The sequence below is a fragment of the Streptomyces sp. NBC_01260 genome (genome assembly GCF_036226405.1).
Lineage (GTDB): Bacteria > Actinomycetota > Actinomycetes > Streptomycetales > Streptomycetaceae > Streptomyces > Streptomyces laculatispora.
Genome location: NZ_CP108464.1, coordinates 4,909,335 through 4,934,783, shown reverse-complemented (window position 1 = coordinate 4,934,783; position 25,449 = coordinate 4,909,335). Strand labels below are relative to the sequence as shown.

Below are 25,449 nucleotides of genomic sequence, written 5' to 3'. Positions count from 1 at the left end.
GATCTTGTGAACTCTTCCTGAGCCAGCTCAAGAACAGTTGCTGCGGTGGACCTGTGGGGATTTGAACCCCAGACCCCCTCGATGCGAACGAGGTGCGCTACCAGACTGCGCCACAGGCCCTTGCAACGAGTGAAACTTTAGCACCCTCACCGGGGTGCTCGGAAATCCGTTCCGCGCTGGTCAGCCGAGCCGGTGTCGCGGCGCGGCGCGGAGGTCTCACTCGTTGGCCGCGCGGGGGCGGTCGTCCTCGTCGTACTGGTCGAAGAGGGGGGTCCGGCCCCGGTCGCGGGAGCGGCGGGACTGGTTGGTGCGCTGGCGGGGCGCCGGGTCCACGGGGGGTGCCGCGGGGTGCGGGGCGGCCGGCTGGGTGGGTTCGGCGGTGCTGGAGCGGGCCGCGCTCCAGGTCTCCGGGTTGCCGACCTCGACGCCGCCCGTGGCGCGCGGGGCGACCGGGGCGGTGACATAGGTCGGCAGCGGGACCGGGACCGGCTCCCAGCTGTCGCCGTGGACCCGGCCTCGTTCGCGCTGCTGGTCCACCCACTCCGCGTGGTCCGTCTGCTCGACGAGGGCGCGGCGGCCGGCCTCCTGCGGGGAGACCGTGGGGGTGGGCTCGGGGACGGGGTGGCGCGCTTCGGAGTCCTCGTCCGACTCCGCGGGGGCCGTCGCGGTGGGCTGGTGCCTGCGCGGGCGGTTCTCGCGGAGGCGCTGCGCCGCCACCTCGGCCCGTCGCCGGTCCATGGTGAAGGCGAATCTGTGCCGCTCCTTGGCGCGCAGATGCACGATGTACGTGCTCAGCAGCACCGCGGGAACCGCGGGGGCCCAGAGGAAGCCGAGGCCGCCGACCGCCGCGACGACCGCGCCGAGCGTGAAGCCGAGGAACAGGACGACGGTGGTACGCCGACGGCGTGCGAGGACCTGGGTGCGCTGCGCACGCCGGGCCCGCTCGGCGTCGATCCCGCCGGGGCGCGGACGCCTGCGCCGGGCGGGTGCGGAGTCGGAGGGGGAAGCCGGCCGTTCCCGGGCCGGGCGCTCCTCCGGCGCACGAGCCGGGTCGTGCACCCGGGCCTCGGTGTGTGCCGGAGGCGCGGAGAAGTTCCGGACGTCGACGGTATCCATTCGATCCGTGCTCGCGTCCGGGTCGGCGTCGGGCGCCGCCTCATCGTCGGTGCGCTCCTGCAGCCCCTTGGCATACCGGCGCTCCATCGCCGCCCGTCCGGACAGCAGCCGGATGGCCGTGCTGAAGCGTTCCGTCGGACGGGCTTCGTTGAGCTCGTCCTGCCTGCGGAGCCACATCGGCACCAAGTAGGCGGCCCAGGCCCCGACGATGACTGCGTAGATCAGGCCGCTGCTGCTCACATCTCACACCGTAGAGGGGTTTGCATGGAGGCATCCGCCAATTGACGCGGTGTGTCGCGCGATCCGGCTGATATCACAGACTTTTTTTGTGATTGTTCGGATCAACAGTCGGCGTTTGCGTGTCCGTTAGCGGTCAAATCGCGATCAATTTCGAACACATATTTCATTTAGTGCGATGTTCGGGGTGCTCCGGACGGGCCCGCTGCCATCTCCGGAGCAGCCCCTCGGGCACCTCCTCGGCGGTGAGCGCGTAGATCAGATGGTCCCGCCAGGCCCCGTCGATGTGCAGATAGCGGGGCCGGATCCCTTCCTCACGGAATCCCAGCTTCGCCACCACCCGCCGGCTGGGCGCGTTCTCCGGGCGAATGCACACCTCGATCCGGTGCAGTCCGACCGCGCGGAAACAATGGTCGACGGCGAGGGCGACCGCGGTCGGCATCACCCCGCGGCCCGCCACCTCCTGGTCGACCCAGTAGCCGACATGGCCCGAGCACATCGAGCCCCAGGTGATCCCGGCGACGGTCAGCTGGCCGACCAGCAGGCCCCGGTACTCGATGGCGAAGGGCAGCATCCGGCCGGCGTTGGCCTCGGCCCGCAGATGGCGGATCATCTGCCGGTACGTGGGGCGCTGGGCCACCGGACCGCCGGGGGCGGGCGGCGGCACGGTCGCCTCCCAGGGGCGCAGCCAGTCCCGGTTGCGCCGGTTGACCTCGCGCCACATGGTCTGGTCGCGCAGCTTTATCGGCCGGAGGGTGACGTCGCCGTCCACCAGGGTCACCGGCCAGGTCGGGACGTTCAGCTCGGGCTCCCGGGTCGGGGGTGATCGCCGCCGCGGAGCTGGTCGACGGCGTGCACCAGGAGTCGGGTCAGGACCGCGAGCCCGTCGCGCACCCCGCCGGTGGAACCGGGCAGGTTGACGACGAGGGTACGGCCGGCCACGCCCGCCAGACCGCGCGAGAGCGCGGCCGTGGGGACCTTGTCCCGGCCCTCGGCACGGATCGCCTCGGGGATACCGGGAATCTCCCGGTCCAGGACACGCCCGGTCGCCTCGGGGGTGCGGTCGGTGGGCGAGATGCCCGTACCGCCGGTGGTCACGATGACGTCGTACCCGGCGGCCACCCCGGCCCGCAGCGCCTGCTCGACCGGATCGCCGTCGGGGACGACCCGCGGCCCGTCGACGGTGAGGCCGAGCCCGGTCAGCGCCTCGGCGATCAGCGGGCCGCCCTTGTCGGCGTAGACCCCGGCGGCGGCGCGGTTGGACGCGGTCACCACGAGGGCGCGGTACCCGGACGGCGATGTCCCCGGTGTGGTCATGCGTCCGCTCCGCCGGGTGCGGTGCGCCGGTAGTCGCCGGACTTGCCGCCCGACTTCGCCTCGACCCGGATGTCGGTGATGACCGCGGCCTTGTCGACCGCCTTGATCATGTCGACGACGGTGAGCGCGGCGACGGACACCGCGGTCAGGGCCTCCATCTCCACGCCCGTGCGGTCCGCGGTCTTCACCGTCGCGAGGATCTCCACCGCGTCCTCGGCCACACTCAGGTCGACCGTGACACCGGAGACGGCCAGCGGGTGGCAGAGGGGGATCAGGTCGGGGGTGCGCTTGGCCCCCATGATCCCGGCGATGCGCGCGGTCGCGAGGGCGTCGCCCTTGGGGACCCCTTCGCCCCGGAGCAGTTCGATGACGCGCGGCGAGACGAGGACCCGGCCGCTGGCACGTGCAACGCGCGCGGTGACGTCCTTCTCGGAGACGTCGACCATGCGGGCGGCGCCCGCCTCGTCGATATGCGTCAGCCTGTTCTGCGTACTCAACTAACTCCGCCTAGCGGTAGGGCGCCGGTTGCCCCTGGGCCGCACCGGGGTGCAGGCCCGGGGTCCGGGGGGTGTCCCCCGGAAGGCACAGCGGCAGATACCGTACCGCCACCCGGCGCGGGTCAGCGGATCAGGATCACCTCGGTGTCCGTGCCGGGCTCGGCGGAGGTGACGTCCTCGGGCAGCACGATCAGCGCGTCCGCCTGGGCGAGAGCGGCGATCAGATGCGATCCGGAACCGCCCACGGGCGTGACGGTGCCCGCCTCGGCGTCGTACGTCCCGCGCAGGAACTGCCGCCTGCCCGCGGGCGAGGACAGCGCCTTGTCGCCGACCAGGGTGGCCCTGGCGGTGGGGCGGTTCACATCCTGAAGGCCCATCAGGGTACGGATCGCGGGCCGCACGAACAGCTCGAAGGAGACGTAACTGGAGACCGGGTTGCCCGGCAGCGCCAGCAGCGGGGTGTGGTCGGGGCCGATGGAGCCGAAGCCCTGCGGCTTGCCGGGCTGCATGGCGAGCTTGCGGAAGTCGATGCCGCTCCCCGGCTCGTCCTCGTCGCCCACCGAGGACAGGGCCTCCTTGACCACGTCGTAGGCGCCGACGCTGACGCCACCGGTGGTGACGACGATGTCGGCACGGATCAGCTGGTCCTCGATGGTGGCGCGCAGCGTCTCGGCGTCGTCGGTGACGGCGCCGACCCGGTAGGCGATCGCTCCGGCGTCGCGCGCGGCGGCCGTCAGCGCGAAGCTGTTCGAGTCGTAGATCTGGCCGCCGGTCAGTTCCTCGCCGGGCTGGACCAGTTCACTGCCGGTGGAGATGACGACGACGCGCGGCCGGGGCCGCACCTTCACCGTCGAGCGGCCGATCGCCGCGAGCAGGCCGATCTGCGGCGGTCCGACCACCGACCCGGCGCGCAGGGCCAGATCGCCCGGCCGGACGTCGCTGCCCCGGTCCCTGACGTGGGCGCGGGCCTCGACCGGGCGGTGGACGCGGACCTCGCCGCGCGCGCCCTCCGGGGCGTCGCTGTGGGCGCGCATCGCGGCGACGGGGCCCTCGCCCGTGCCGCCGTCGGTCCACTCGACCGGGATCACGGCCTCCGCACCGGCCGGCAGCGGGGCGCCGGTCATGACGCGGGCGGCCTCGCCCGGCCCCACCCGCTGGCCGCCGAGGAGTCCGGCGTCGCCCGCCGCGACGTCACCGATGACGGTGAGGACCGCGGGGAACTCCTCGGTGGCACCCTCCACATCGGCGACGCGGACCGCGTAGCCGTCCATCGAGCTGTTGTCGAAGGGCGGCAGGGCGATCTCCACCACGACGTCCTCCACCAGGACGCAGCCCTGCGCATCGGGCAGCTGCAGCTCGATGGGTTCGAGCGGCTTCACCGCGGCGAGGATGTCTTCCAGGTGCTCGTCCACCGACCAGATCGTGCTGCTCAAGGTCTTACATCTCCTCGGTGACGTAACTGCGGAGCCAGGTCCGGAACTCCGGTCCCAGATCTTCACGTTCGCACGCGAGTCTGACAATGGCACGGAGGTAGTCGCTCCGGTCGCCGGTGTCATAGCGGCGGCCCTTGAAGACGACCCCGTGCACCGGGCCGCCGGCCTTCTCGTCCTCGGCCAGCAGTTGCAGGGCGTCGGTCAGCTGGATCTCGTCACCGCGGCCGGGCTCGGTCCGGCGCAGTATCCCGAACACCGCGGGGTCCAGGACATAGCGGCCGATGATGGCGAGGTTGCTGGGCGCGTCGGCCGGTTCCGGCTTCTCGACCAGGCCGGTGATCCGCATCACATCGCCCTCGGCGGTGGGCTCGACGGCCACACAGCCGTACTGGTGGATCAGCTCGGGCGGGACCTCCATGAGCGCGATGACGCTGCCGCCCTCGCGCTCCTGGATCTCCACCATGCGGGCCAGCAGCGGATCGCGCGGGTCGATCAGGTCGTCGCCCAGGAGCACCGCGAACGGCTGGTCGCCGACGTGCGGCGCCGCGCACAGGACGGCGTGGCCGAGGCCGCGCGGGTCGCCCTGTCGGACGTAGTGCATGGTGGCGAGGTCGCTCGACTCCTGGACCTTGCGCAGCCGTTCGGCGTCACCCTTGCGGGTGAGCGCGGACTCCAGTTCGTAATTGCGGTCGAAGTGGTCCTCCAGGGGACGCTTGTTGCGACCGGTGATCATCAGTACGTCGGAGAGCCCGGCGGCCACCGCCTCCTCGACGACGTACTGGATGGCAGGCTTGTCGACGACAGGCAGCATCTCTTTGGGAGTGGCTTTGGTGGCCGGCAGGAAGCGGGTACCGAGGCCCGCCGCCGGAATGACAGCCTTGCTGATCCTGGGGTTCGACTGAGTCATGCGCAGAACCTTAACCGGCAGACATGGGCGGAAGATGAGTCTCCGGTTAACTTTGTCCTCATATATGCCAGTACGAGAGATCCGTGGGTGCCCCGTTGAACGACGACATGTCCGCAAAGGCACTGCTGCGGCGTGAACTGCTCGCCGCACGACGCCTCCTGACAGAGGAGGACGTCGAACGGGCCGCCGCGGTTCTGGCCCGCCGCGCGCTCGGACTCGCCGAGCTCTCCGCGGCCCGCACCGTCGCCGCGTATGTCTCGGTGGGGCGCGAACCGGGCACCCGCGCCCTGCTGGACGCGCTGCGCGCACGGGGCGTGCGGGTGCTGCTGCCGGTGCTCCTGCCGGACAACGACCTGGACTGGGCGCCGTACGAGGGCGCCGGGAGGCTTGAGAAGGCCGGTCGCGGACTGCTGGAACCGGACGGGGAGCGGCTCGGCCCCGGCGCCGTTCTGGAGGCGGACGCGGTACTGCTGCCGGGCCTCGCGGTGGACGGGCGCGGAATGCGGCTGGGCCGCGGCGGCGGCAGCTACGACCGGGTGCTGGCCCGGCTCTCGGCGGCCGGGGCGCATCCGGCCCTGATCGTCCTGCTGTACGACGACGAGGTGGCCGCGCGGGTCCCGGAGGAACCGCACGACCACCCCGTGGACGCGGTCGTGACACCGGCTGGATCACGGCGCTTCAGCGACGGCTGAAGCACCGCGGGCCCGCCCCCGGAACTCCGGGAGCGGGCCCGTGCCCACGGCTTCGGGGGCGGCGCGCCCCTTACGGTTTCAGGGTCAGCGTGTCCTTCGTCGACCCGGTGACCGCGTTCGTCCCGTAGGACCAGTCGAGCAGCTCGCCGTTGACCCACTTGTCCGTCTGGTCGGTGTAGTGCGCGCTGAACGCGTGCCCGGAGGCGCCGGTGAGGTTGATCCAGCGGGACTTGTCCCAGTCCCCCACGTTGAGGACCATCCGCATCGACGGGACCCAGACGACCTCGTAGCCGCCCGCCGCGTTCCAGCCGGTGGCGTCCACCGCGGCCTCGCCGCCGCCCAGGTTCCACGGGCCCCGGTTCAGCACCCGCTGGAGCAGTCCGGGCCCCTCCGTACCGAGGGTCTGGTTCTTCAGGGTCAGCTGGTGCAGCCGGCCCCAGTTCCAGGTGGTGATGTCCTTGCCGAGCTTGGCCGTCAGCTCCCAGCGGGCGTCCTCCATGGCGCGGGCGAAGAGCTCCTCGCGGTTCCCGGTCGCCTTGTCCTTGCGGTTCGCCGGCGCCTTCCACCAGTCGCTGTCCGGCTTGTCCATGAGGTTCTCGACGACCTGGTACCAGCGGTCACCGCCGTCCGGCTGCGCCGAGTCGGGGGCGCGCTGGCCGCATTCGCGTACCCGCTTGTCCTGCTCGTCGACCGGACCGGAGCTCTTGGCCGGGGGCACGTTCAGGCATTCGCCCTTGACCCGCAGCTCCTTGGGGAGCTTGTCGCCGAAGGCCAGCTTGAGGATGTTTCGCCAGACCGCGTTGAAGTACGCGGCCGCCGCCGAGTCGGACTCCTGGGTGTAGTCCCAGCCCTCCAGCAGCTTCTGCGCCTCCCGGACGTCCTTGTCCGAGATGTTGATCTTCATCAGCTCGGGCACCAGCAGCGTGGCGATCTCGCTGGTGTTGTCCATCTGCATCTTCTGCATGTCATCGGTCGAGATCTTCCCGCCACCCTTGATCTTCGACTCGATGAGGTCGTTGATCCGCTGGCTGCGGGTGCCGTAGCCCCAGTCCTTGGTGAGCATGTACGGGTACTTTTCCTCGTCGATGACCGCCTGGTTGGCGGTGACGATGTACCCGCGCTTCGGGTCGTACTCGTACGGCAGCTCGTCGAACGGGATCGGGTCCTTCTTCCAGCCGTAGGCCGAGGACCAGCCGGGGCTGGGCATCGTGCCGTCGCCGGACTTGCGCTGCGGGATCCTGCCCGGCGCCTGGTAGCCGATGTGGCCCTTGGTGTCGGCGTAGATCAGGTTCTGCGAGGGAACCTCGAAGTGCTCGGCCGCCGCACGGAAGGACGTGAAGTCCTTGGCGCGGTTGAGCTCGAAGACCGCGTCCATGGACTTGCCGGGCTCCAGCGCGGTCCACTTCAGCGCCACCCCGTAGCCGTCCGCACGGTCCGGAGCCGCGTTGGTGACGGGCGCCTTCTGGCCAACCTTCTCCAGCTCGCTGGAACGGTCGGAGACCAGCGGACCGTTGTTGGTCTCACGGACGGTGATGTGCCGGTCCCTGCCGCCGGCGACCTTGATGGTCTCCTCGCGGGTGGTGAAGGGCTTCACCTTGCCGTCGTACTGGTAGCCGTCCGCGGAGACCTTCTCCAGGAAGAGGTCGGTGACGTCCGCGCCCAGGTTGGTGAAGCCCCAGGCGATGTCCTGGTTGTGGCCGATGATCACGCCCGGCATACCGGAGAACGTGTAGCCGGCGGCGTCGTACTTGCAGGTCGCCGAGACAGTGCGGCAGTGCAGCCCCATCTGGTACCAGAGCGAGGGCAGCTGCGGCGCCAGGTGCGGGTCGTTGGCGAGCAGCGGCTTGTTGGTCGTCGTGTACTTGCCCGAGACCACCCAGGAGTTCGACCCGATGCCGGTGCCGTTAGGCCCGAGCAGCGAGGGGATCTTGTCGAGGGTGTCGGAGAGCGCGCCGAGCTGGGTGTTGAGCCCCTGTGTGGCGCCCTGCGCGGTGGACGAGCCGAGGCCGTCGGACGGCGTCGCCTGCGGGTCGAACTTCCCGGTGACCGGGGAGATCGCGCCCTCGGCGACGATCGGCTTGTGCTTGTCGTACGGGTAGGGCGGGTACAGGTCCTCGATCTGCTTCGCGTCGAGCCTGCTGGTCATCAGCGAACGGTCGATCTCGTCCTGCATGTTGCCGCGGAGGTCCCAGGCCATGGCCTTCAGCCAGGCGACCGAGTCGACCGGGGTCCACTGCGTCGGCTTGTAGTCGTTGGTGAGGCCCAGCGCCGCGTACTCGACGGAGATGTCCTTGCCGTCGCGGCCCTTGAGGTAGGCGTTCACCCCGTCCGCGTACGACTGGAGGTTCTTCTTGGTCTCCGCGGACAGGACGTGGTCGTACTCCTCCTGTGCGACCTTGCGCCAGCCGAGCGTGCGCAGGAAGGAGTCTGTCTCGACCTGGCCGGACCCGAACATCTCGGAGAGCCGGCCGGCCGTCATGTGACGGCGGACGTCCATCTCCCAGAAGCGGTCCTGCGCCTGGACGAATCCCTGGGCGCGGAACAGGTCGGCATCGGAGTCGGCGTAGATCTGCGGAATCCCGTAGCTGTCGCGCTTCACCTCGACATCGCTGTCGAGGCCGGCGAGCTGGGCGGTCCCGTTGGTCTGCGGGTACGAGGCCCGCACGGTGGATACGGACCAGTACGTGCCGTATCCGATACCCGCGACAAGCGCCAGCACCAGGACGATCACGATCAGGCGGGCGCGTCGCCCCTTCTTCTTGCGCGACCCGCCACCGGCGGTACCGGTGGAGCCGGAAGAGGCGGTTGTGTTGGCGGGCATCGCTGTCCTTCGAGGGGCAGGGTGGTCCTGGGAGTGCAGGAGCAACCATAGGCGCAGCGCCGAAGCCTCTCTGACGCGGTATCGGGATGGTTCGAATTGCGTAGCGATCGCACGAGTACTCGAACGCATCAAGAAAACGTTAAAGATTAGGTAAGGTAACGAAGTACCGGCCGCCGGAACACGCTCCGGCAGGCGCTCGCAGGGAAGGACCGGCCACTGACTGTCCACGCGCTCAACGAGCTCCTGCTCGTCTGCTCACTTGTCCTGCTCGTCGCGGTGGCGGCGGTACGGATCTCGTCACGCAGCGGGCTCCCCAGCCTGCTCCTGTACCTCGGCATCGGCGTCGTCATGGGGCAGGACGGGCTCTTCGACGTCAAGTTCGACAACGCGGAACTGACGCAGGTCATCGGGTACGCGGCCCTGGTCGTGATCCTCGCCGAGGGTGGCCTCGGCACGAAGTGGAAAGAGGTCAGACCCGCCCTGCCCGCGGCGGCGCTGCTCTCCACCGTCGGCGTCGCGGTGAGCGTGGGCGTGACCGCCGCCGGAGCGCACTACCTGGTCGGCCTCGACTGGCGGCAGGCGCTGATCATCGGCGCGGTCGTCTCCTCCACGGACGCCGCCGCGGTCTTCTCCGTACTGCGCAAGGTGCCGTTGCCCGCCCGGATCACCGGCGTCCTGGAAGCCGAATCCGGCTTCAACGACGCCCCCGTGGTGATTCTGGTGGTGGCCTTCTCGACCGTCGGGCCGGTGGACAGCTGGTACGTACTGGTCGGCGAGATAGCACTGGAGCTGGCGATCGGCGCGGCCGTCGGCATCGCGGTCGGCTGGCTCGGCTCGTTCGGGCTGCGGCATGTGGCGCTGCCCGCCTCCGGCCTCTACCCGATCGCCGTGATGGCGATCGCGGTGTCCGCGTACGCGGCGGGTGCCCTGGTCCACGGCAGCGGCTTCCTCGCCGTCTACCTCGCGGCGATGATCCTCGGCAACGCCAAGCTGCCGCACTGGCCCGCCACCCGCGGCTTCGCCGACGGGCTCGGCTGGCTGGCCCAGATCGGCATGTTCGTGCTGCTCGGCCTGCTGGTCACCCCGCACGACCTGCTCGACGACTTCTGGCCCGCCGTCGTCGTGGGCCTGGTGCTCACGGTGGTGGCCCGGCCGCTGGAGGTCTTCCTCTCGCTCGCGCCGTTCCGATTGCCGTGGCAGGAGAAGGCCCTGATGTCCTGGGCGGGGCTGCGCGGCGCCGTGCCCATCATCCTGGCGACCATTCCGATGGTGTCCGGTATCGAGGGCTCCACCCGGGTCTTCAACATCGTCTTCGTACTCGTCATCGTCTACACCCTCATCCAGGGCCCGACGCTGCCCTGGCTCGCGAAGGCCCTCAAGATCGCCGAAGACCCGTCCGAGGCGGCCGACCTGGGCATCGAGTCGGCGCCCCTGGAGCGGCTGCGCGGACATCTGCTGTCGGTGGCCATCCCCGCCAAGTCGAAGATGCACGGTGTCGAGGTCGGCGAACTGCGACTGCCCGCGGGGGCCGCGGTCACCCTCGTCGTACGGGACGACAAGAGCTTCGTCCCCACCCCGCCGACCGTGCTGCGCCGCGGCGACGAACTGCTGGTGGTCACGACCGATCCGGTGCGCGACGCGACAGAGGCGCGGCTGCACGCGGTCGGCGAGGGCGGCAAGCTGGCCGGCTGGCTGGGGACCGACGGGAATCCCGGCGCGGAACCCTTCACCGGGCCACATGTCTCCAATGCGCTCAAGGCCGTGAAGAAACTGGGCCGGATGCCGGACGAGACAGTGGCGCACGAGACGACGGCCCGGGAGATGAAGACCCGCGAGACGAAGGCCCGTGAAGCGAAGGCGCGAGAAGCGAAGGCCCACCAGTGAGAGTGCGCCCGCGTTCGCAGGTTACGGAGGGTGACTGGCGCACAATCGCAGGTTCATACGGAACTCTGCCTGTACCATGAAGGAAACCTGCCCATGCTCCGTACGGCTGTGACGCACCCCGGTGCCGCACAGCCGTACCGCGCGCGTCCGGCAGTGACTGATCCACCGGCATTCAGATCCACCAGATCCACCGACACTCAATGATCTTGATCGACCAACTCTGCCTGACGCAGAGCTGGCGCGACCGTATGGCGGTCGTGGCGTCCTCCGCCTCAGCTGTGAGCGCCCGGCATCTACCGCAGTTCCGCGCGAAGAGGACAGCTCTCGGCAGCCCCTGACCGGGCCCGCACCCAGGTGCCAGCCCGTCCCGCAGGAGCAAGGCCACCAGGCGGCAGAAAGGCATGGACCGTGGCGTCCACGGTCTCCGACCGCCCCGGATACGGGCAGTTGCTGCGCACTCCAGGTGCGTGGACCTTCCTCCTGCCGGGCTTCGCCGCACGGCAGCCCTTCGCCATGCTGACCATCGGCATCGTCCTGCTGGTCCAGCACACCACCGGCTCCTACGGCAGCGCGGGCGCCGTCGCGGCCGTGAGCGGCGTCTCCATGGCCCTGTTCGCGCCGCAGACCGGCAAGCTCGCCGACCGCTTCGGACAGCGGGCCGTACTGCTGCCCGGTGTCCTGGTGCACGCGGCGTCCGTGTCGGCCCTGACGGTACTCGCGCTGGCGGACGCGCCGATCTGGGCGCTGTTCCTGGCGGCTGTGCCGACGGGTGCCTCCATCCCGCAGATCGGCCCCATGGTGCGCGCCCGCTGGGCGGCCGTGCTCGGGGCGGCGCCGGGCCGTGAGGCCTCACCCCTGATGTCCACCGCCGCCGCCTTCGAGTCGGTGACGGACGAGTTCACCTTCGTCATCGGACCGGTCATCGCCACCGCGCTGTGCACGGGGGTGCATCCGGCGGCGGGACTCATCGCGGAAGCCGCGCTGACACTGATCGGCGGGCTGTTCTTCGCCGCGCAGCGCGCCACCCAGCCGACCGTGCGCGACGTCGGTCCCGCCGGCTCCCCGCGGCACGCCTCCGCCCTGTCGGTACCCGGCGTACGGGTGCTCGCGGTGGCCTTCCTCGGGATCGGCGCGGTCTTCGGCGGCATGCAGGTCTCGCTGACCGCGTTCGCCGAGGAGATCGGCAGCCCCGGCTCGAACGGGGTGCTGTACGGAATCTTCGCGGCCGGCAACATGCTGGCCGGGATCGCCTGCGGCGCCATCGCCTGGAAGACCGGACCGCGGCGTCGGCTCATCGCCGGATACGCGGCACTGACCCTGACCGCATCGGGCCTGTGGGCGGTGCACTCCGTGCCCCTGCTGGCCGCGCTCGGGCTGCTGGTCGGACTCTGCATCGCCCCCGCCCTGATCAGCGGCTACACGCTGGTCGAGGCGCTGGTGCCGGCGTCCGCCCGGACCGAGGCGTTCACCTGGCTGACGGGCGCGGTCGCGCTCGGGCAGGCGGCGGCCGTGACGGTCGCGGGGCAACTCGCGGACGCCCATGGCGCGAGCACCGGATTCCTGGTGCCGCTGGTGGGTACGGTGCTGGCGCTGGTGACCCTGCTGGCACTGCGTTCCAGGCTCGTACCGAGCACTTCGGGGCGGACCGTGGCACGTGGTGTCGGTCACCGCGGGCCGGTCACGGTGGACTGATCCAGCGGAATGCGTCACTATGGAGCGTCGTTAGCACTCATTGAGTCAGAGTGCCAGGAGGAACAAGTGCCGACCTATCAGTACCAGTGCACCGAGTGTGGCGAGGGCCTCGAAGCGGTGCAGAAGTTCACCGATGACGCCCTGACGGTGTGCCCGAACTGCGAAGGACGCCTCAAGAAGGTGTTCTCGGCGGTCGGCATTGTCTTCAAGGGCTCCGGCTTCTACCGGAACGACAGCCGCGGCTCCTCGTCGAGCAGCACGCCTGCGCCGGCCGCCGCGAAGGCCTCCGGTTCCGGATCGTCGTCCTCGACGGGGTCGGACACCAAGTCCTCGGCCTCTTCGTCCTCCTCGACGTCCTCCTCTTCGAGTGCTTCGTCGTCGTCCTCGTCCTCGTCTTCGTCGAGCGGTACGTCGGCCGCCTGAGCCGCCGGCCCACCTGCTTCGACCGTGACCCCGCTGATCCACTCGGCGGGGTTCCCGGCGTTTGCGGCCCCGCTACTGTGACCGCATGGTGAACGCAGAGATCGGTGTGATCGGCGGATCGGGGCTGTACTCCTTCCTGGAGGACGTCACCGAGGTTCGCGTGGAGACCCCTTACGGAGAGCCCAGCGACTCCGTCTTCATGGGCGAGATCGGCGGCCGCCGGGTCGCCTTCCTCCCCCGGCACGGACGCGGCCACCATGTGCCGCCGCACCGCATCAACTACCGCGCCAACCTGTGGGCGCTGCGCTCGGTCGGCGTACGCCAGGTGCTCGGCCCGTGCGCGGTCGGCGGGCTCCGCCCGGATTACGGGCCGGGCACGCTGCTCGTACCGGACCAGCTGGTGGACCGTACGAAGGCCCGCACCCAGACGTTCTACGACGGGGAGACCCGGACGGACGGGGTGGCGCCGAACGTGGTGCACCTGGGCTTCGCCGACCCCTACTGCCCCAAGGGACGCAAGGTCGCGCTGGCGGCGGCCCGGGGCCGGGACTGGGAGCCCGTGGACGGCGGGACGCTGGTGGTCGTCGAGGGGCCGCGCTTCTCGACCCGGGCGGAATCGCGCTGGCACGCGGCGATGGGCTGGTCGGTGGTCGGCATGACCGGGCACCCGGAGGCCGTCCTCGCCCGCGAACTGGCGCTCTGCTACACGACGACGACGCTGGTGACGGACCTGGACGCGGGCGCGGAGACCGGCGAGGGCGTCTCCCACGGCGAAGTCCTCAAGGTGTTCGCGGCCAACGTCGACCGGCTGCGCTCGGTCCTCTTCGACGCGGTGGCCGCGCTGCCCGCCGAGGCGGACCGCGACTGTCCGTGCGCGCACGCGCTGGACGGGATCGACACCGGGATCGAGCTGCCGTAGGTCGGGGGCGGGCGAGGGAGATCTCCACATCGGCTGAGCCGTCCACAGGGCTCAGCGGGAATCTCCCGGATGCCGGATCGTGAGGTCTGTTCATGCGGGGCCGATCGATTCCCCGACTCCCTCACCCCAGGCGGTGTTCGACATGCGCTCATCCGGCTCATCAGGCTCATCCGCGTCCCCGCAACCCGCTCCCCCGTCCGCCGGCTCTCCACTGATGTGTGCGCCCGCGCCCGCACCCTGCGGGGTGCCCGCGTTCCCGCCATTGCGGGTACGCGGGGGCGGCGGGCACCGGCTGCGGCGGGCGGTGTGGCGCCGGCGGCGGGCGGTGGCTGCCGGGCTGGCTCTGACAGCGGCCGCGCTGGCCGCCTCGGGGCTCGGAGGGAGCGGGGGCGGTGACGCGGCACACGAAGCGGCCGGCGCGGCCACGGGCACGGCACACCCGGCCGGGACGGCGCGGGAGCGGGCATCGCCGCCAGTGCGGCTGGTATCGGCGCCGGTGCGGATCGCGGATGCGGCGACCGTGCGACTGCTGCGGCCCGGCGACCGCGTGGATGTGATCGCGTCCGCGGGGTCCGGGACCGACGCCCGGGTGCTGGCGAAGAGCGCGCGAGTGGCCCAGGTGCCGGAGCCGTCCACCGGGGGTTCGATGGAGAACGGGGCACTCATCGTGCTGTCCGTGCCGCGAGCCACGGCAGCGACGCTGGCGGGTGCGGGGGTTTCGGCCGGACTTGCGGTGGTCCTGTGCTGATTCGTACTGACGAACCATCATGGCACCTGCCGGCAGTCAGACGTGGTGCGGCGGCTTCTCGTCGAGGAAACGCGCCAGGTCGGCGGTGCTGCCGCCGGAGGGGGCCCGCTCCCCCCACCCCCGGTCCGTGTCGTCCGCCGACTGCTGGTCCAGCGGATCGTCGAAGATCAGTGCCGGTTTCGGCTTGGGCTCGGGCCGGTCCGACGGATCCGGCTTCGGATCACGCGGTCCGGGTGCGGGGGCGGTACTCATACCCCCAGGGTACGGCCGCCCTCCGGGGTACGGCCGCCCTCCGCGGCGCAGCCGTGATGAGCGGTGCGGGTGCGGTCGGCGGTGCGGCCGTGGTCAGCGGTCCTTCGGGTCGAGCGCCCAGAGGCCGAGCACGACGAGGAACGAGAGGCAGAGGAAACCGGCCCCCCACCAGGCGGTGCCGGAGTTGCCCTCCATCCATTCGTCGATGATCACGGTCAGGCCCCAGAGCTGCCCGATGACCACGGTCATGGCCAGGGTCAGCCGGGCCGTGAGCTTCGAGGAGCGCTCCGGCTCCTGGTCGCTGCCGGCTCCCGGCCCCGGTCCGGTGTGGCGGACGCGGGGGTCCCCGTAACCACTGGTGGCCCGGATCTGCGGGTAGCGCTCATGGACGGGCCGGTTGAGTTCGGGCCGGGAGCTGCCCGGGTGGTACTCCGGGTAGTGCGGGACAGGCTCGGGCTCGGGCTGCTGGGCGTCGGTCATGTCCGCCTGCCGGAGGTCTCGGCGTCGGTGGCGTCCGTCGCCCGGGTGGCCGGCGACGCCGGGGTACGGGAGGGGCCGGCGGCCGCGGGGGCCTCGGCGCCCCGCTTGGCTCCGGGGCAGCCGATCCGGGAGGCGAGGTCCGGGCGGTCCTCGCCCAACTGGCGGCAGAGCCCGTGCTCGACGCTCTCGCCGGAGTACGTGGTGCCCACGGCCCAGACGCTGCCGTCGGTCTGCTCGGTGAGCACCACCTTGGGCAGTCCGCGCGGCGGCGGTCCCGCGGTGACCTCGCCGGTACGGGCGTCGAAGACGCCTTCGTGGCAGGGGCAGTACAGCTCGCCCTCGGAGCCCCGGTCCTTCCGCCAGAGCACGGCGCAGGCGAGATGGGTACAGATCGCCGAGTAGCCGACGAGGGTCCCGTCATTGAGCCGGACGGCGACCGCGCGGTCCTCCTCGTCCGGGTAGCGGAAGGCGACGGACTCCCCGGGCAGCAGCTGGGCGCTGATCCTCTTCGGTGCGGGTGCCTTGGCGTCGTCGGGGTCGCCATGGCGCGGGAGGATGCCGGAGGCGACGCCGAGACCGCCGACGGCGAGTCCGCCGGAGACGGTGGCGACGATCCGCAGGTAGTCGCGCCGGGTGGTGAGGGAGTCCGCGGAGATCCGGTCGCGCAGGGCCTCACGCGGGTCCCCGCCGGGCGGCTGGGAGGGCGGCGGGTCGGTGATGCTCATCGGCGGACGTCCTTCCCGTTGATCTCCACGACAGGCAGGCCGCCGGGCACCGGCCACTGGACCTTGTCGGCGGGGACGACCATGGCGACGCCGGTGCGGACCTCGCTCTCGCCGAAGACGAAGGTGTCGGCGACCTGGACGCCGGGGCGTTCGGCCTGGAGCTCCTCGACGGTTCCGTAGAAGAGCGCCCCCGTCGGGCAGACGGTCGCGCACATGGGGGCGAGGCCGTAGGCGGTGCGGTCGTAGCAGAGGTTGCACTTCATCTGGAGCTTGGCCTGGAGGTCGATCTTCGGCACACCGAAGGGACAGGCGTTGACGCAGTTGGCACATCCGATGCAGCGGGTGGTGTCCGCCTGCTGCACCACCCCGTCCGCGGTCACCAGGATCGCGTCGGCGGGACAGACCTCGGCACACGGGGCGACGGGGTCCTCGCAGTGCATGCAGACCGTGGGAAGGGAGGCGACGGACTGGCCCTCGTCGGTGTAGTCGAGGTGGATCATCGACTTGCCTCGGTGCGAGTCGCATTCCCGGCAGGCGGAGACGCAGGCCTGGCAGCCGATACAGCGCCCCGGGTCGATAAAGATCGTTCTGCCCATCATGCGGGACTCAGCTCCTCTCCGAGGTGCCACGGCCCTGCGGGGACGTGGGCGGCAACGGGTCGGTACGGGAGACCTGGGTCTCCGGATAGGCGACATGGCCCGGCGCGACAGGGGGCGCGGGGACCTCGTCGATCTTCTCGGCGTGCTCGATGCGGCAGGCGCACACCTTGTACTCGGGGATCTTCGAGCGGGGGTCCAGGGCGTCGATGGTCAGCGCGTTGGCGGAGGTGGGAACGGGCCAGTGGTACGGGATGAAGACGGTGTCGGGGCGGATCGCCTCGGTGACCAGAGCGGGGAAGACCTCGCTGCCGCGCCGGGTGACGACACGGACCGGTTCGCCGTTGCGGAAGCCGTGGGAGGGGTGGATCTCGGCCCAGGGACGCGGGGTCTGTTCGACGAGGGCGCCCAGGCGGCGGGTCTGGTTGCCGGAGAGGAAATGCGCGACGGTGCGTCCGGTGGTGAGGGACATCGGGTGCTCGTCGTCGTACGGGTCCATCGGCGGGTGCCACTCGACGACCTGCATATGGATCTTGCCGTCGGGGTGGTAGGTCCTGCCGTCCTCGAAGAGACGCGGGGTACCGGGGTGGTCGGTGGAGGGGCAGGGCCAGGCGATTCCGCCCGTCTCCTCCAGCCGTTCGTAGGTGATGCCGTAGTAGTCGTTGACGGTGCCGGCGGAGGCGATCCGGAGTTCGTCGAAGACCTCGCGGGAATCGGTGAAGGCGAATTTGTCGCCCGCGCCGAGGCGTTTGGCCAGTTCGCACATCACCCAGGTGTCGGTCCGTACGCCGGGGGGCGGGTCCTGGGCCTTGTTGTGCTTGACCACGCGGGCTTCGGCGTTGGCCATCACCCCTTCGTCCTCGGCCCAGGTGGTGACGGGGAAGACGACATGGGCGTTGGCGGCGGTCTCGGAAAGGAAGAAGTCGAATTGAGCGTGGAACTCTGTCGCGTCGTACCCCTCCTTGACCACCTTGTAGTTGGGGAGGGAGACGAACGGGTTGTTGCAGATACCGATCAGTCCGCGGATCTCGCGGCGCTGCATCTGCCAGACCATCTCCATCATCGACGTTCCGGCGGGCGGGAGTTCGGACTCCTCGATGCCCCAGATCTCGCAGATCTGCCGGCGGTGCTCCTCGTTCACGATCGAGCGGCCGCCCGGCAGGAGGTCGGACTTCTGGCCGTGTTCGCGGCCGCCCTGCCCGTTGCCCTGGCCGGTGATGGTTCCGTATCCGGCACCGGGTTTGCCGATGTGCCCGGTGGCCGCGCAGAGGTTGATCACGGTGAGGCAGTTCTCGACGCCCTGCGAGTGGTGCTCGATACCGCGGGCGTGCCAGGCCATGGCCTTGGGCGCACGGGCGAAGGTGCGGGCGACCTGGACGATCTGTTCGGCCGGGACACCGCAGATCTCGGCGGACCTGGACGGCGGGTACTCGGCGGCCTTGGCCTTCACCTCCGCCCAGCCGGTGGCGTGGGCGGCGAGATAGGTCTCGTCGGTGAGCCCTTCCTCGATGACCACGTTCAGTACGGCGTTGAAGAACGCCGAGTCGGTGCCGGGTTTGAGGGCGACATGGATGTCGGCGGTGCGGGCGATGGCCGTCTCGCGCGGGTCGATGACGATCAGGCTGGCCCCGCGGTCCCGGGCGCCCCACACGTACTGGGTCATCACCGGGAAGCACTCGCCGACGTTGGAGCCCGCGATCAGCAGGCAGTCGGTGAGCAGGATGTCGGAGAAGGGGTTGCCGGCCCGGTCGATGCCGAAGGCGAGCTTGTTGGCACCGGCGGCGCTGACCATGCAGAGCCGGCCGTTGTAGTCGACGTGCCGGGACTTGAGGGCGACCCGGGCGAATTTGCCGACCAGATAGGTCTTCTCGGAGAACAGGCTGGCCCCGCCGAGCAGCCCGAAGGCGTCGTTCCCGTGGGTCTGCTGGATACGCTTGATCTCGGCGACGGTGAAGTCGAGGGCCTCGTCCCAGGAGACCTCCCGGAAGTCCTCGTCGCGGGAGCGGCGCATCAGCGGGGCGGTGAGCCGGTCGGGGTGGTTCACCTGCTGGTAGGCGTTGATGCCCTTGGGGCACAGGCGCATCCGGTTGATGTCGTGGTTGCGGGGTTCGACGCCGAAGACCTTGCCGCCGCGGTCGACGCGGAGATACATCCCGCACTGGACGCCGCAGAAGCAGCAGTGGGTGGGGACGAGCGTCTCGCCGTTCTGGTCGGCGTGCCACTGGTCGGCGGGGATGCCGCCCGCGTCCCGGAACGCGCGGGTGCCCGGCGGTGCGAGGGAGGGGTCGAGGGGAACGACCGCACGGGTGTCTGCCGCTCGGGGGTCGGCCGCTCGGGGGTCCGCGGTCACTTGAAGCCCTTCTTCACCTGGGAGAGATAGGCACTGCCGCGCAGCACCCGCTTACAGCGCGGGCAGTACTCGGCCCACGCGTCGAAGTCGAGGCTGAGGTCGCGCATGGTGCCGCGGAGGTTGTCGACGTACGGGGCGGTGTCGATGGGCTCCTCGCAGCGGCGGCAGCTGAAGACCTCCTGGTCCTGCCGGCCGGTGTACTTGAACAGCTGCATACCGACCGCGGCGGGCCGCTGGACGATGTGGAAGAACTTCCCGAACGGGATGTAGATGAGGGTGAAGACCACCGACACCATGTGGAGGATCGCCAGGAACTCGTATCCGCCGCCGTGCAGGAAGATCGAGGAGAAGGTGAGCAGCAGACCGGTGACGGAGATGACGATGAGCGCGATCAGCGGCACCAGGTCGTAGGCGAACCGCTGGCCCGTGATGGCGCCGCGGTCCTTCATCCGGCGCCACAGGAAATAGGAGGCGCCGGGGATGACGAGAACGGCCGCGATGTCCAGGCCGTGGAACATCAGCCAGCCGAGGATGTTCAGGGAGTCGAAACCGATGATCTTGAAGCCCCAGATGCGCATCTCGTAACCGGGCCCGGACCCGTTGCCGGAGGTGAAGGTGAACCAGCCCCAGGTCAGCGGGAAGGTGATCAGGGAGGCGAGGATGCAGCCCCAGAAGATCAGCTGGTGGGCGGCCCAGCGGGCGTGGGAGCGGGCGCCGAGGAACTTCTGGAAGCCGAGGTAGGTGGCGATCATCTTCGGCAGGGCGGTGGGGGCCCTGCGGAAGTTGGCGACCGAGAAGAGGCTCCCCCAGCCCTTCTTGAACAGCCGCCGGGCGCCGGGCGCGGAGACCCAGACCGTGTAGCGGTGGGCCACTCCGAAGGCGAGGAAGACGGTGGCCACGGCATAGGGCAGGAGGGCCGAGTCGAAGTTCTCCAGAAGCCTGCTGCCGAGCACGATCGCGATGACGAGCAGGAGGGAGACGATGACGCCGACCGCGGTCGCGCGGGCGGTGGCGGACCGGGGGCTCGTCGCACCGGGACGGGCGGACCCGTCGGCGGACGGTGAGGTACCGGCCGCGGCGGACGAGCCGGTGCCGGCACCGGGGGCGGGTTGCGCGGCGGCAGCAGAGGGTTCTGGTGGCTCGGTCACTCGGTCACCGTAGGGCCGTATGGGGATATTCGCCCTGTTTTATGGCCTTACGGGGTGAGCGCGTCTGCGTGAGACTGCGTGGCCGGGGAGACGGCGAAGGCGGCGACACCCTCGACGCCGGCAGGGTCGTCCGTCAGCCCGGGCATCAGCACGGACCTCACCCATCGTTCGCTTGTGAATGTGTTCACGATATTTCGGCCGCACCTGCTCCCCACACTCCCGCGGGTACGTTCGCCTTGCGCTGCCCAGCAGTCAGCCGCCCGCACAACGATCACCACCACGATCACGACCCGAGCACGAGGAGCACCGGATGACCGGCCAGGACAGCGCGGACCCGCCGAACCGCCCTTCACAGCCGCCACAGCCGCCACAGCCCTCGGATGCACCGCCGCCGGCGGACCGGCGGCTGGACGCGCTGACCGATGTCGCCGGAGTGCGGGTCGGTCATGCGGCGCTCGCGGGCGAGGGGGCGCTCAGCGGCACCACCGTGATCCTCGCCCCGGAGGGCGGTGCGGTCGCCGCCGTCGATGTGCGCGGGGGCGGCCCCGGCACCCGCGAGACGGACGCGCTCGACCCGCGCAATCTGGTGCAGCGCATCGACGCCGTGGTCCTCACCGGCGGCAGCGCGTACGGACTGGACGCGGCCTCCGGGGTGATGGCCTGGCTGGAGGAGCAGGGGCGCGGCGTGCGGGTCGGCGCCGATCCGGCACAGGTCGTTCCGGTGGTCCCGGCGGCGTGCATCTTCGACCTGGGCCGGGGCGGTGACTGGCGGGCCCGCCCGGACGCGTCGACCGGCCGGGCCGCCGTGGAGGACGCCGCGCGCACGGAGCCGGGGGCGGCGGTCGACGAGGGATGCGTCGGCGCGGGTACCGGCGCGGTCGCCGGGCAGCTGAAGGGCGGAGTGGGGACGGCGAGCGTCGTGCTGCCGTCCGGGATCACGGTGGGCGCGCTGGCCGTGGTGAACGCGGCAGGCTCGGTGCTCGATCCCCGTACCGGGGTGCTGTACGGGGAGTACGGCGCCGCCGAGCCGGCCGTCGCCCCGGCGCCGGAGATCCACCACGCGGCGCAACAGCGCCTGGCCCGGGCGCACGACGCGAACACGCGCCCCCCGCTCAACACCACGCTCGCCGTCGTCGCCACGGACGCCGACCTCAGCCGGGCGCAGGCGCAGAAGCTCGCGGGCACGGCGCACGACGGGCTGGCACGCGCCATCCGGCCCGTACATCTGCTGACGGACGGGGACACCGTCTTCGCGCTGGCGACCGGCGGACGAACGCTGGACCCGGCCAACCCGATCGCGCTCAACGACCTGCTGGCGGCGGGTGCGGAGGCCGTGGCACGCGCCATCGTGAAGGCCGTGCGGGCGGCGGCGGGCGTCAGCGGCCGCGAAGGCGGCGGCGCATATCTCTCGTACAGCGATCTCTACGGCACGGAGCAGCACCCGCGGCGGCCGACGGACGGCAGCGGACCGGCAACCGACTCGCCCGCCGTATAAGGAAGTTCGGGCAAAACGCCGGGAACCTTCTGCGTGCGTCGTACGTTTTTCTGAACCCCGGTCACGATGTCAGACCCAGGGACTACGTTATGCACGCATCGGGTAACACGCGGCGACGGCCTGGAGAAGCACCTTGAGCGATCCGTACGAGACAACCGAGCAGCACCTCGAGCGACTCCTGCGACGGGCTCTCAACTCGTTCGACCTGCCCGACAGCACGGTGGAGCGGCTCGGCACAGCGCTCGCCCACAGCAGTTCCCTGCACTCCTCGCACCACAGCTCGGCCCTGCACCGCGAGACCTACCGGCATACGTATCTGCTGGCCGACGGCAGCCCGTTCACCCTCTGGGAGCTGGTGCACTGCGGTCAGCGGCACGCCGAGGACACCCGGCACGGCTCGCAGCCCGGCTTCCGGCAGCACGAGCTGTACGACGACGAGGGCGACGTGCACATCGCCGCGGCCCGGCTCGCAGGCGGCTTCTGCGACGACCCGGTCTTCGGGGACGACGGGCCGCAGGCCGACCTGGACATCCTCACGGCCCTGATGGCCGCGCCCCCGGCACCGCTCCCCCGGATGTACGCCCCGGACAACTCCGCGGACCACGCCCGCCGCGTGCTGCGCCGCGCGGAGAACCGGGACGTCCCGGGCGAGGAGACCGCCCACCTGCTGCGGGCCGCCTTCGCCCACCACATCACGCAGATCTTCGGCCGGCAGTGCCAGGTGGACGGGCGGGACGCGGGCTTCACCCTGTACGAGCACGCCTTCCTGCTCCTGGACGGCAGCGAGACGAGCCTGTGGGAGGTCGAGCACACGGCGACGCCTGACGGCCGCCACATGTGCGAGGTGTACGGCGACGAGCGGGCCGCGCGCGGCGCGATGGAGAGCCGTACGCGCATCTGCTGACCCACGGCGCGCGCACGGCACACGACGGCACCGCGCCACCCGCCGACCCGCGCTGCGGGCCGACGGCCGGTTCCGCGGACAGGACATGACGGTGCCCGCACCCCCCGGGTGCGGGCACCGTCATGTCCTCCGTCCGCTCTGCGTCGCGTCCTGCGTCCGCTCAGTGCGTGAGCGCGGGCTCCTTGGCGGGTTCCGCGGTGGTGTCGGTGGCCACCTCGCCGCCCTCCACGTGCTGCTTCGGCCGGGCCGGCAGCGCGAACATCAGCAGGAAGATGGCCGCGAGCACGCCGGCCACCCACCACAGCGAGTGCTCGAAGGCGTCGGCGAACGCCGGACCCACCTGTGCGGGCGTGAGCCTGTCACCGATCGCCCCGAAGAAGACGACCGAGACGAGCGCGAGCCCCAGGGCGTTGCCCATCTGCTGCACGGTGTTGAACAGCCCGGAGGCGGAGCCGGAGTGCTCCTTGGGCACCTCGGACAGCACCGCGTCGGCCAGCGGAGCCACGATCAGCCCCATACCGACGCCCATGACCACCAGCGGCAACGCCATCTGCCAGGACGTGATCCCCATGCCGTAGCGGTCGGACTCCCAGATGTAGAGCAGCAGCCCGGCGACCATCAGGAGCGCCCCCGCCTGGAGGACCTTGCGGCCGAAGCGTGGCACCAGCTTCTGTACGGAGATCCCGGCGGCGAACGAGACGGCGACCGAGAACGGGATACCGGTCGTACCGGCCCGCAGCGCGCTCCAGCCGAGCCCCTCCTGCATGTACAGCGTCCACACCAGGAAGAAGATGCCGAGGCCGACGCCGAAGGTCAGCTGCACGGCGATACCGGCGGCGAAGCTCTTGACCCGGAACAGCGACAGCTCGACCAGCGGCGAACCGTCCCGGCGCGCCTTCGACCGCTCGAAGAGCACGAGGACCAGGAACACCACGAGGCTGCCGGCCATCGAGAGGTAACCCCAGAGCGGCCAGCCCAGCTCCTCGCCGCGGGTCAGCGGGTAGATCAGCATGAGCATCCCCGCCGTCACCAGTGCCACCCCGGTCAGGTCGAGGCGCAGCGCCTTCGGCGCCTTGGACTCGGTGATGAACTTGCGGCCCAGGATCAGGCCCGCGATGCCGACCGGCAGGTTGATCAGGAAGATCGGGCGCCATTCCAGACCGGCGATGTTCCACTCGGTGAGCAGCGCGCCCAGCAGCGGCCCGGACACGGCGCCGAGGCCGACGATCGCACCGAAGAGACCGAAGACCTTGCCGCGCTCGTGCGCCGGGAAGGTGGCGTGCACGATCGACAGCACCTGCGGGACCATCAGCGCGGCCGTGCCGCCCTGGAGGATGCGGGAGGCGACCAGCATCTCCGGGTTGGCGGCGAAGCCGCACAGTGCGGAGGCCACGGTGAAGCCGCCGATCCCGATGAGGAACAGCCGCTTGCGGCCGTAGATGTCACCGAGCCGGCCACCTGTGATCAGCCCGGCGGCGAAGGCCAGGGCGTATCCGGCGGTGATCCACTGGATCGAGCTGAACGAGGCACCGGTGTCGCGCTTGATGCTCGGGATGGCGATGTTGACGATCGTGACGTCGACCAGGTCCATGAAGGCCGCGGTCATCACGATGGCCAGCGCGAACCACCGGCGGCGGTCCGAGGAGTCCGAGGACACCGCGGGAGCGGCCGCCCCGGACGGCTGGGGTGCGGAAGAAGTCATATGAAGAAGTTAAAGGCCTATTAGGTCAGAACGTGACCCAATGGGCGGGCATCCTGGGTGACATGACCGACACCCCGGCACGACTGCTGAATCTGCTGTCACTGCTCCAGACGCCGCGCGAGTGGCCGGGCAGTGAACTCGCCGACCGGCTCGACGTCAGCCCCCGCACCATCCGCCGGGACGTCGACCGCCTCCGCGACCTGGGATACCCGGTCGAGGCATCGCGCGGTTCGGTCGGCGGCTACCGGCTCGTGGCCGGCACGGCCATGCCACCCCTGCTGCTGGACGACGAGGAGGCGGTGGCCATCGCGGTGGGGCTGCGGGCCGGGGCCGGTCACGCCATCGAGGGTGTCGACGAGGCCTCCGTCAGGGCGCTGGCCAAGCTGGAGCAGGTGCTGCCGTCGCGGCTGCGCCACCGGGTCTCCACCCTCCAGAACGCGACGGTGCCGCTGACCCGCGGTGACGGTGCGACGATCGACCCGCAGACACTGACCGTGATGGCGTCGGCGGTCACCGGACGGGAGCGGCTGCGCTTCGCGTACCGCGCGGGGGACGGCGCCGAGACACGGCGGCAGGTCGAGCCGTATCGCCTGGTGAGCACCGGGTGGCGCTGGTATCTGGTGGCGTACGACCTGGAGCGGGATGCCTGGCGCACCTTCCGGGTCGACCGGGTGAACGATCCGTTCGCGACCGGGGTCCGCTTCACACCCCGTGAGCTGCCCACCGGGGATGCGGCGGCGTTCCTGAGCAGTTCCATGGCGCGCATCAAGCCGGAGCTGGCGGTCGACGTGAGCTTCGAGGCTCCGGCGGAGTTCGTCGCCGCGCGGCTGCCCGCCGCGATCGGCCCGCTGGAGCCGACCGGCGAGCACAGCTGCCGGCTGCGTGCGGTGCTGTCGGACTCGCTGGAGTGGGTGGCGGTGCGGCTGGCGCTGGTCGACTGCGAATTCACCGCGCACCGGCCGCCGCAGCTGGTGGCGTATCTGAACGACCTGGGCGGCAGGCTCACCCGCGCGGCGTCCTCGCCGGCTCAAAAAGGATGAGCCCCGGCGCCAGGGGGGGGTGGGCGCCGGGACTCAGCTCAGGGGGCCGATATGAAGCGGCCCAATTCGGA

The 25,449-nt window shown here is 70.8% G+C and carries 24 protein-coding genes and 1 tRNA gene; 9 read left to right on the top strand and 16 right to left on the bottom strand.

The window, feature by feature from the left end; genetic code table 11:
* Positions 1–46: 46 nt before the first annotated feature.
* The 7 genes from OG322_RS21945 to galU form a co-directional block, all read right to left on the bottom strand.
* Positions 47–120: transfer RNA gene (locus OG322_RS21945), tRNA-Ala, on the bottom strand.
* 96 nt (positions 121–216) lie between these two features.
* On the bottom strand, positions 217–1,356 hold the full coding sequence (gene sepX, locus OG322_RS21940) for a divisome protein SepX/GlpR (RefSeq protein ID WP_123459875.1): 1,140 nt from the start codon (positions 1,354–1,356) through the stop codon (positions 217–219).
* Between the two features lie 163 nt (positions 1,357–1,519).
* Positions 1,520–2,134 carry a GNAT family N-acetyltransferase gene (locus OG322_RS21935; protein ID WP_123459876.1) on the bottom strand — a complete coding sequence of 205 codons (615 nt, stop codon included), beginning with the start codon at positions 2,132–2,134 and terminating at the stop codon, positions 1,520–1,522.
* Between the two features lie 17 nt (positions 2,135–2,151).
* Positions 2,152–2,670, bottom strand: a complete 519-nt coding sequence (locus OG322_RS21930; RefSeq protein ID WP_123459877.1) for a MogA/MoaB family molybdenum cofactor biosynthesis protein — start codon at positions 2,668–2,670, stop codon at positions 2,152–2,154.
* Entirely contained in the window at positions 2,667–3,167 is a 501-nt protein-coding gene (moaC, locus tag OG322_RS21925; RefSeq protein ID WP_123459878.1) for a cyclic pyranopterin monophosphate synthase MoaC, read from the bottom strand. The genes OG322_RS21930 and moaC overlap by 4 nt, the downstream gene beginning before the upstream one ends.
* A gap of 122 nt (positions 3,168–3,289) precedes the next feature.
* Positions 3,290–4,600, bottom strand: coding sequence for a molybdotransferase-like divisome protein Glp (gene glp / locus OG322_RS21920; protein ID WP_123459879.1), 1,311 nt, complete (start codon positions 4,598–4,600; stop codon positions 3,290–3,292).
* 4 nt (positions 4,601–4,604) lie between these two features.
* Complete coding sequence (gene galU / locus OG322_RS21915) at positions 4,605–5,507, bottom strand: UTP--glucose-1-phosphate uridylyltransferase GalU (RefSeq protein ID WP_123459880.1); 903 nt, start codon at positions 5,505–5,507, stop codon at positions 4,605–4,607.
* A gap of 107 nt (positions 5,508–5,614) precedes the next feature.
* Here galU and OG322_RS21910 point away from each other — a divergent pair, with 107 nt between their 5' ends.
* Positions 5,615–6,199, top strand: a complete 585-nt coding sequence (locus OG322_RS21910; protein ID WP_329306818.1) for a 5-formyltetrahydrofolate cyclo-ligase — start codon at positions 5,615–5,617, stop codon at positions 6,197–6,199.
* Positions 6,200–6,269: 70 nt separating this feature from the next.
* Here OG322_RS21910 and OG322_RS21905 read toward each other — a convergent pair whose 3' ends face one another.
* Entirely contained in the window at positions 6,270–9,020 is a 2,751-nt protein-coding gene (locus tag OG322_RS21905; protein WP_329306817.1) for a penicillin acylase family protein, read from the bottom strand.
* A gap of 276 nt (positions 9,021–9,296) precedes the next feature.
* Between OG322_RS21905 and OG322_RS21900 the strand changes: the two genes are divergently transcribed.
* The 5 genes from OG322_RS21900 to OG322_RS21880 all read left to right on the top strand — a co-directional run bounded on the left by OG322_RS21900 (position 9,297) and on the right by OG322_RS21880 (position 14,686).
* Positions 9,297–10,904: a potassium/proton antiporter gene (locus OG322_RS21900; protein WP_241200004.1), complete on the top strand. Its 1,608-nt coding sequence runs from the start codon at positions 9,297–9,299 to the stop codon at positions 10,902–10,904.
* Between the two features lie 408 nt (positions 10,905–11,312).
* Positions 11,313–12,596 carry an MFS transporter gene (locus OG322_RS21895; protein ID WP_329306816.1) on the top strand — a complete coding sequence of 428 codons (1,284 nt, stop codon included), beginning with the start codon at positions 11,313–11,315 and terminating at the stop codon, positions 12,594–12,596.
* Positions 12,597–12,662: 66 nt separating this feature from the next.
* Positions 12,663–13,019: an FmdB family zinc ribbon protein gene (locus OG322_RS21890; RefSeq protein ID WP_124284236.1), complete on the top strand. Its 357-nt coding sequence runs from the start codon at positions 12,663–12,665 to the stop codon at positions 13,017–13,019.
* Positions 13,020–13,104: 85 nt separating this feature from the next.
* Positions 13,105–13,938 (top strand): S-methyl-5'-thioadenosine phosphorylase, encoded by an 834-nt coding sequence (locus OG322_RS21885; RefSeq protein WP_329306815.1) that lies wholly within the window; start codon positions 13,105–13,107, stop codon positions 13,936–13,938.
* Between the two features lie 214 nt (positions 13,939–14,152).
* The gene (locus OG322_RS21880; RefSeq protein ID WP_185095301.1) at positions 14,153–14,686 is read left to right on the top strand and encodes a hypothetical protein; all 534 of its coding nucleotides are present in this window, start codon (positions 14,153–14,155) and stop codon (positions 14,684–14,686) included.
* A 36-nt stretch (positions 14,687–14,722) separates the two neighbouring features.
* Here the strand turns inward: OG322_RS21880 and OG322_RS21875 are convergent, their stop codons facing one another.
* The 7 genes from OG322_RS21875 to OG322_RS21845 all read right to left on the bottom strand — a co-directional run bounded on the left by OG322_RS21875 (position 14,723) and on the right by OG322_RS21845 (position 20,425).
* Positions 14,723–14,938 carry a hypothetical protein gene (locus OG322_RS21875; protein ID WP_123459887.1) on the bottom strand — a complete coding sequence of 72 codons (216 nt, stop codon included), beginning with the start codon at positions 14,936–14,938 and terminating at the stop codon, positions 14,723–14,725.
* 93 nt (positions 14,939–15,031) lie between these two features.
* Positions 15,032–15,418: a hypothetical protein gene (locus OG322_RS21870; RefSeq protein ID WP_123459888.1), complete on the bottom strand. Its 387-nt coding sequence runs from the start codon at positions 15,416–15,418 to the stop codon at positions 15,032–15,034.
* Positions 15,415–16,143, bottom strand: a complete 729-nt coding sequence (locus OG322_RS21865) for a QcrA and Rieske domain-containing protein (RefSeq protein WP_123459889.1) — start codon at positions 16,141–16,143, stop codon at positions 15,415–15,417. Before OG322_RS21865 ends, OG322_RS21870 begins: the two co-directional genes overlap by 4 nt.
* On the bottom strand, positions 16,140–16,742 hold the full coding sequence (locus OG322_RS21860) for a 4Fe-4S dicluster domain-containing protein (protein ID WP_124284237.1): 603 nt from the start codon (positions 16,740–16,742) through the stop codon (positions 16,140–16,142). The genes OG322_RS21865 and OG322_RS21860 overlap by 4 nt, the downstream gene beginning before the upstream one ends.
* 7 nt (positions 16,743–16,749) lie before the next feature.
* A complete protein-coding gene (locus OG322_RS21855; protein ID WP_124284238.1) occupies positions 16,750–19,089 on the bottom strand; it encodes a molybdopterin oxidoreductase family protein in 2,340 nt (779 codons plus the stop codon).
* Positions 19,086–20,237 (bottom strand): MFS transporter, encoded by a 1,152-nt coding sequence (locus tag OG322_RS21850; RefSeq protein ID WP_329306814.1) that lies wholly within the window; start codon positions 20,235–20,237, stop codon positions 19,086–19,088. The genes OG322_RS21855 and OG322_RS21850 overlap by 4 nt, the downstream gene beginning before the upstream one ends.
* A gap of 47 nt (positions 20,238–20,284) precedes the next feature.
* Positions 20,285–20,425 carry a hypothetical protein gene (locus tag OG322_RS21845; protein WP_206432404.1) on the bottom strand — a complete coding sequence of 47 codons (141 nt, stop codon included), beginning with the start codon at positions 20,423–20,425 and terminating at the stop codon, positions 20,285–20,287.
* A 122-nt stretch (positions 20,426–20,547) separates the two neighbouring features.
* Here OG322_RS21845 and OG322_RS21840 point away from each other — a divergent pair, with 122 nt between their 5' ends.
* Positions 20,548–21,732, top strand: a complete 1,185-nt coding sequence (locus OG322_RS21840; protein WP_123459893.1) for a P1 family peptidase — start codon at positions 20,548–20,550, stop codon at positions 21,730–21,732.
* A 133-nt stretch (positions 21,733–21,865) separates the two neighbouring features.
* Complete coding sequence (locus OG322_RS21835; RefSeq protein WP_124284239.1) at positions 21,866–22,636, top strand: DUF6227 family protein; 771 nt, start codon at positions 21,866–21,868, stop codon at positions 22,634–22,636.
* A 160-nt stretch (positions 22,637–22,796) separates the two neighbouring features.
* Here the strand turns inward: OG322_RS21835 and OG322_RS21830 are convergent, their stop codons facing one another.
* Positions 22,797–24,338 (bottom strand): MFS transporter, encoded by a 1,542-nt coding sequence (locus tag OG322_RS21830; RefSeq protein WP_123459895.1) that lies wholly within the window; start codon positions 24,336–24,338, stop codon positions 22,797–22,799.
* 62 nt (positions 24,339–24,400) lie between these two features.
* Here OG322_RS21830 and OG322_RS21825 point away from each other — a divergent pair, with 62 nt between their 5' ends.
* Positions 24,401–25,378, top strand: a complete 978-nt coding sequence (locus OG322_RS21825; RefSeq protein WP_123462029.1) for a helix-turn-helix transcriptional regulator — start codon at positions 24,401–24,403, stop codon at positions 25,376–25,378.
* The last annotated feature ends 71 nt before the right edge of the window (positions 25,379–25,449 follow it).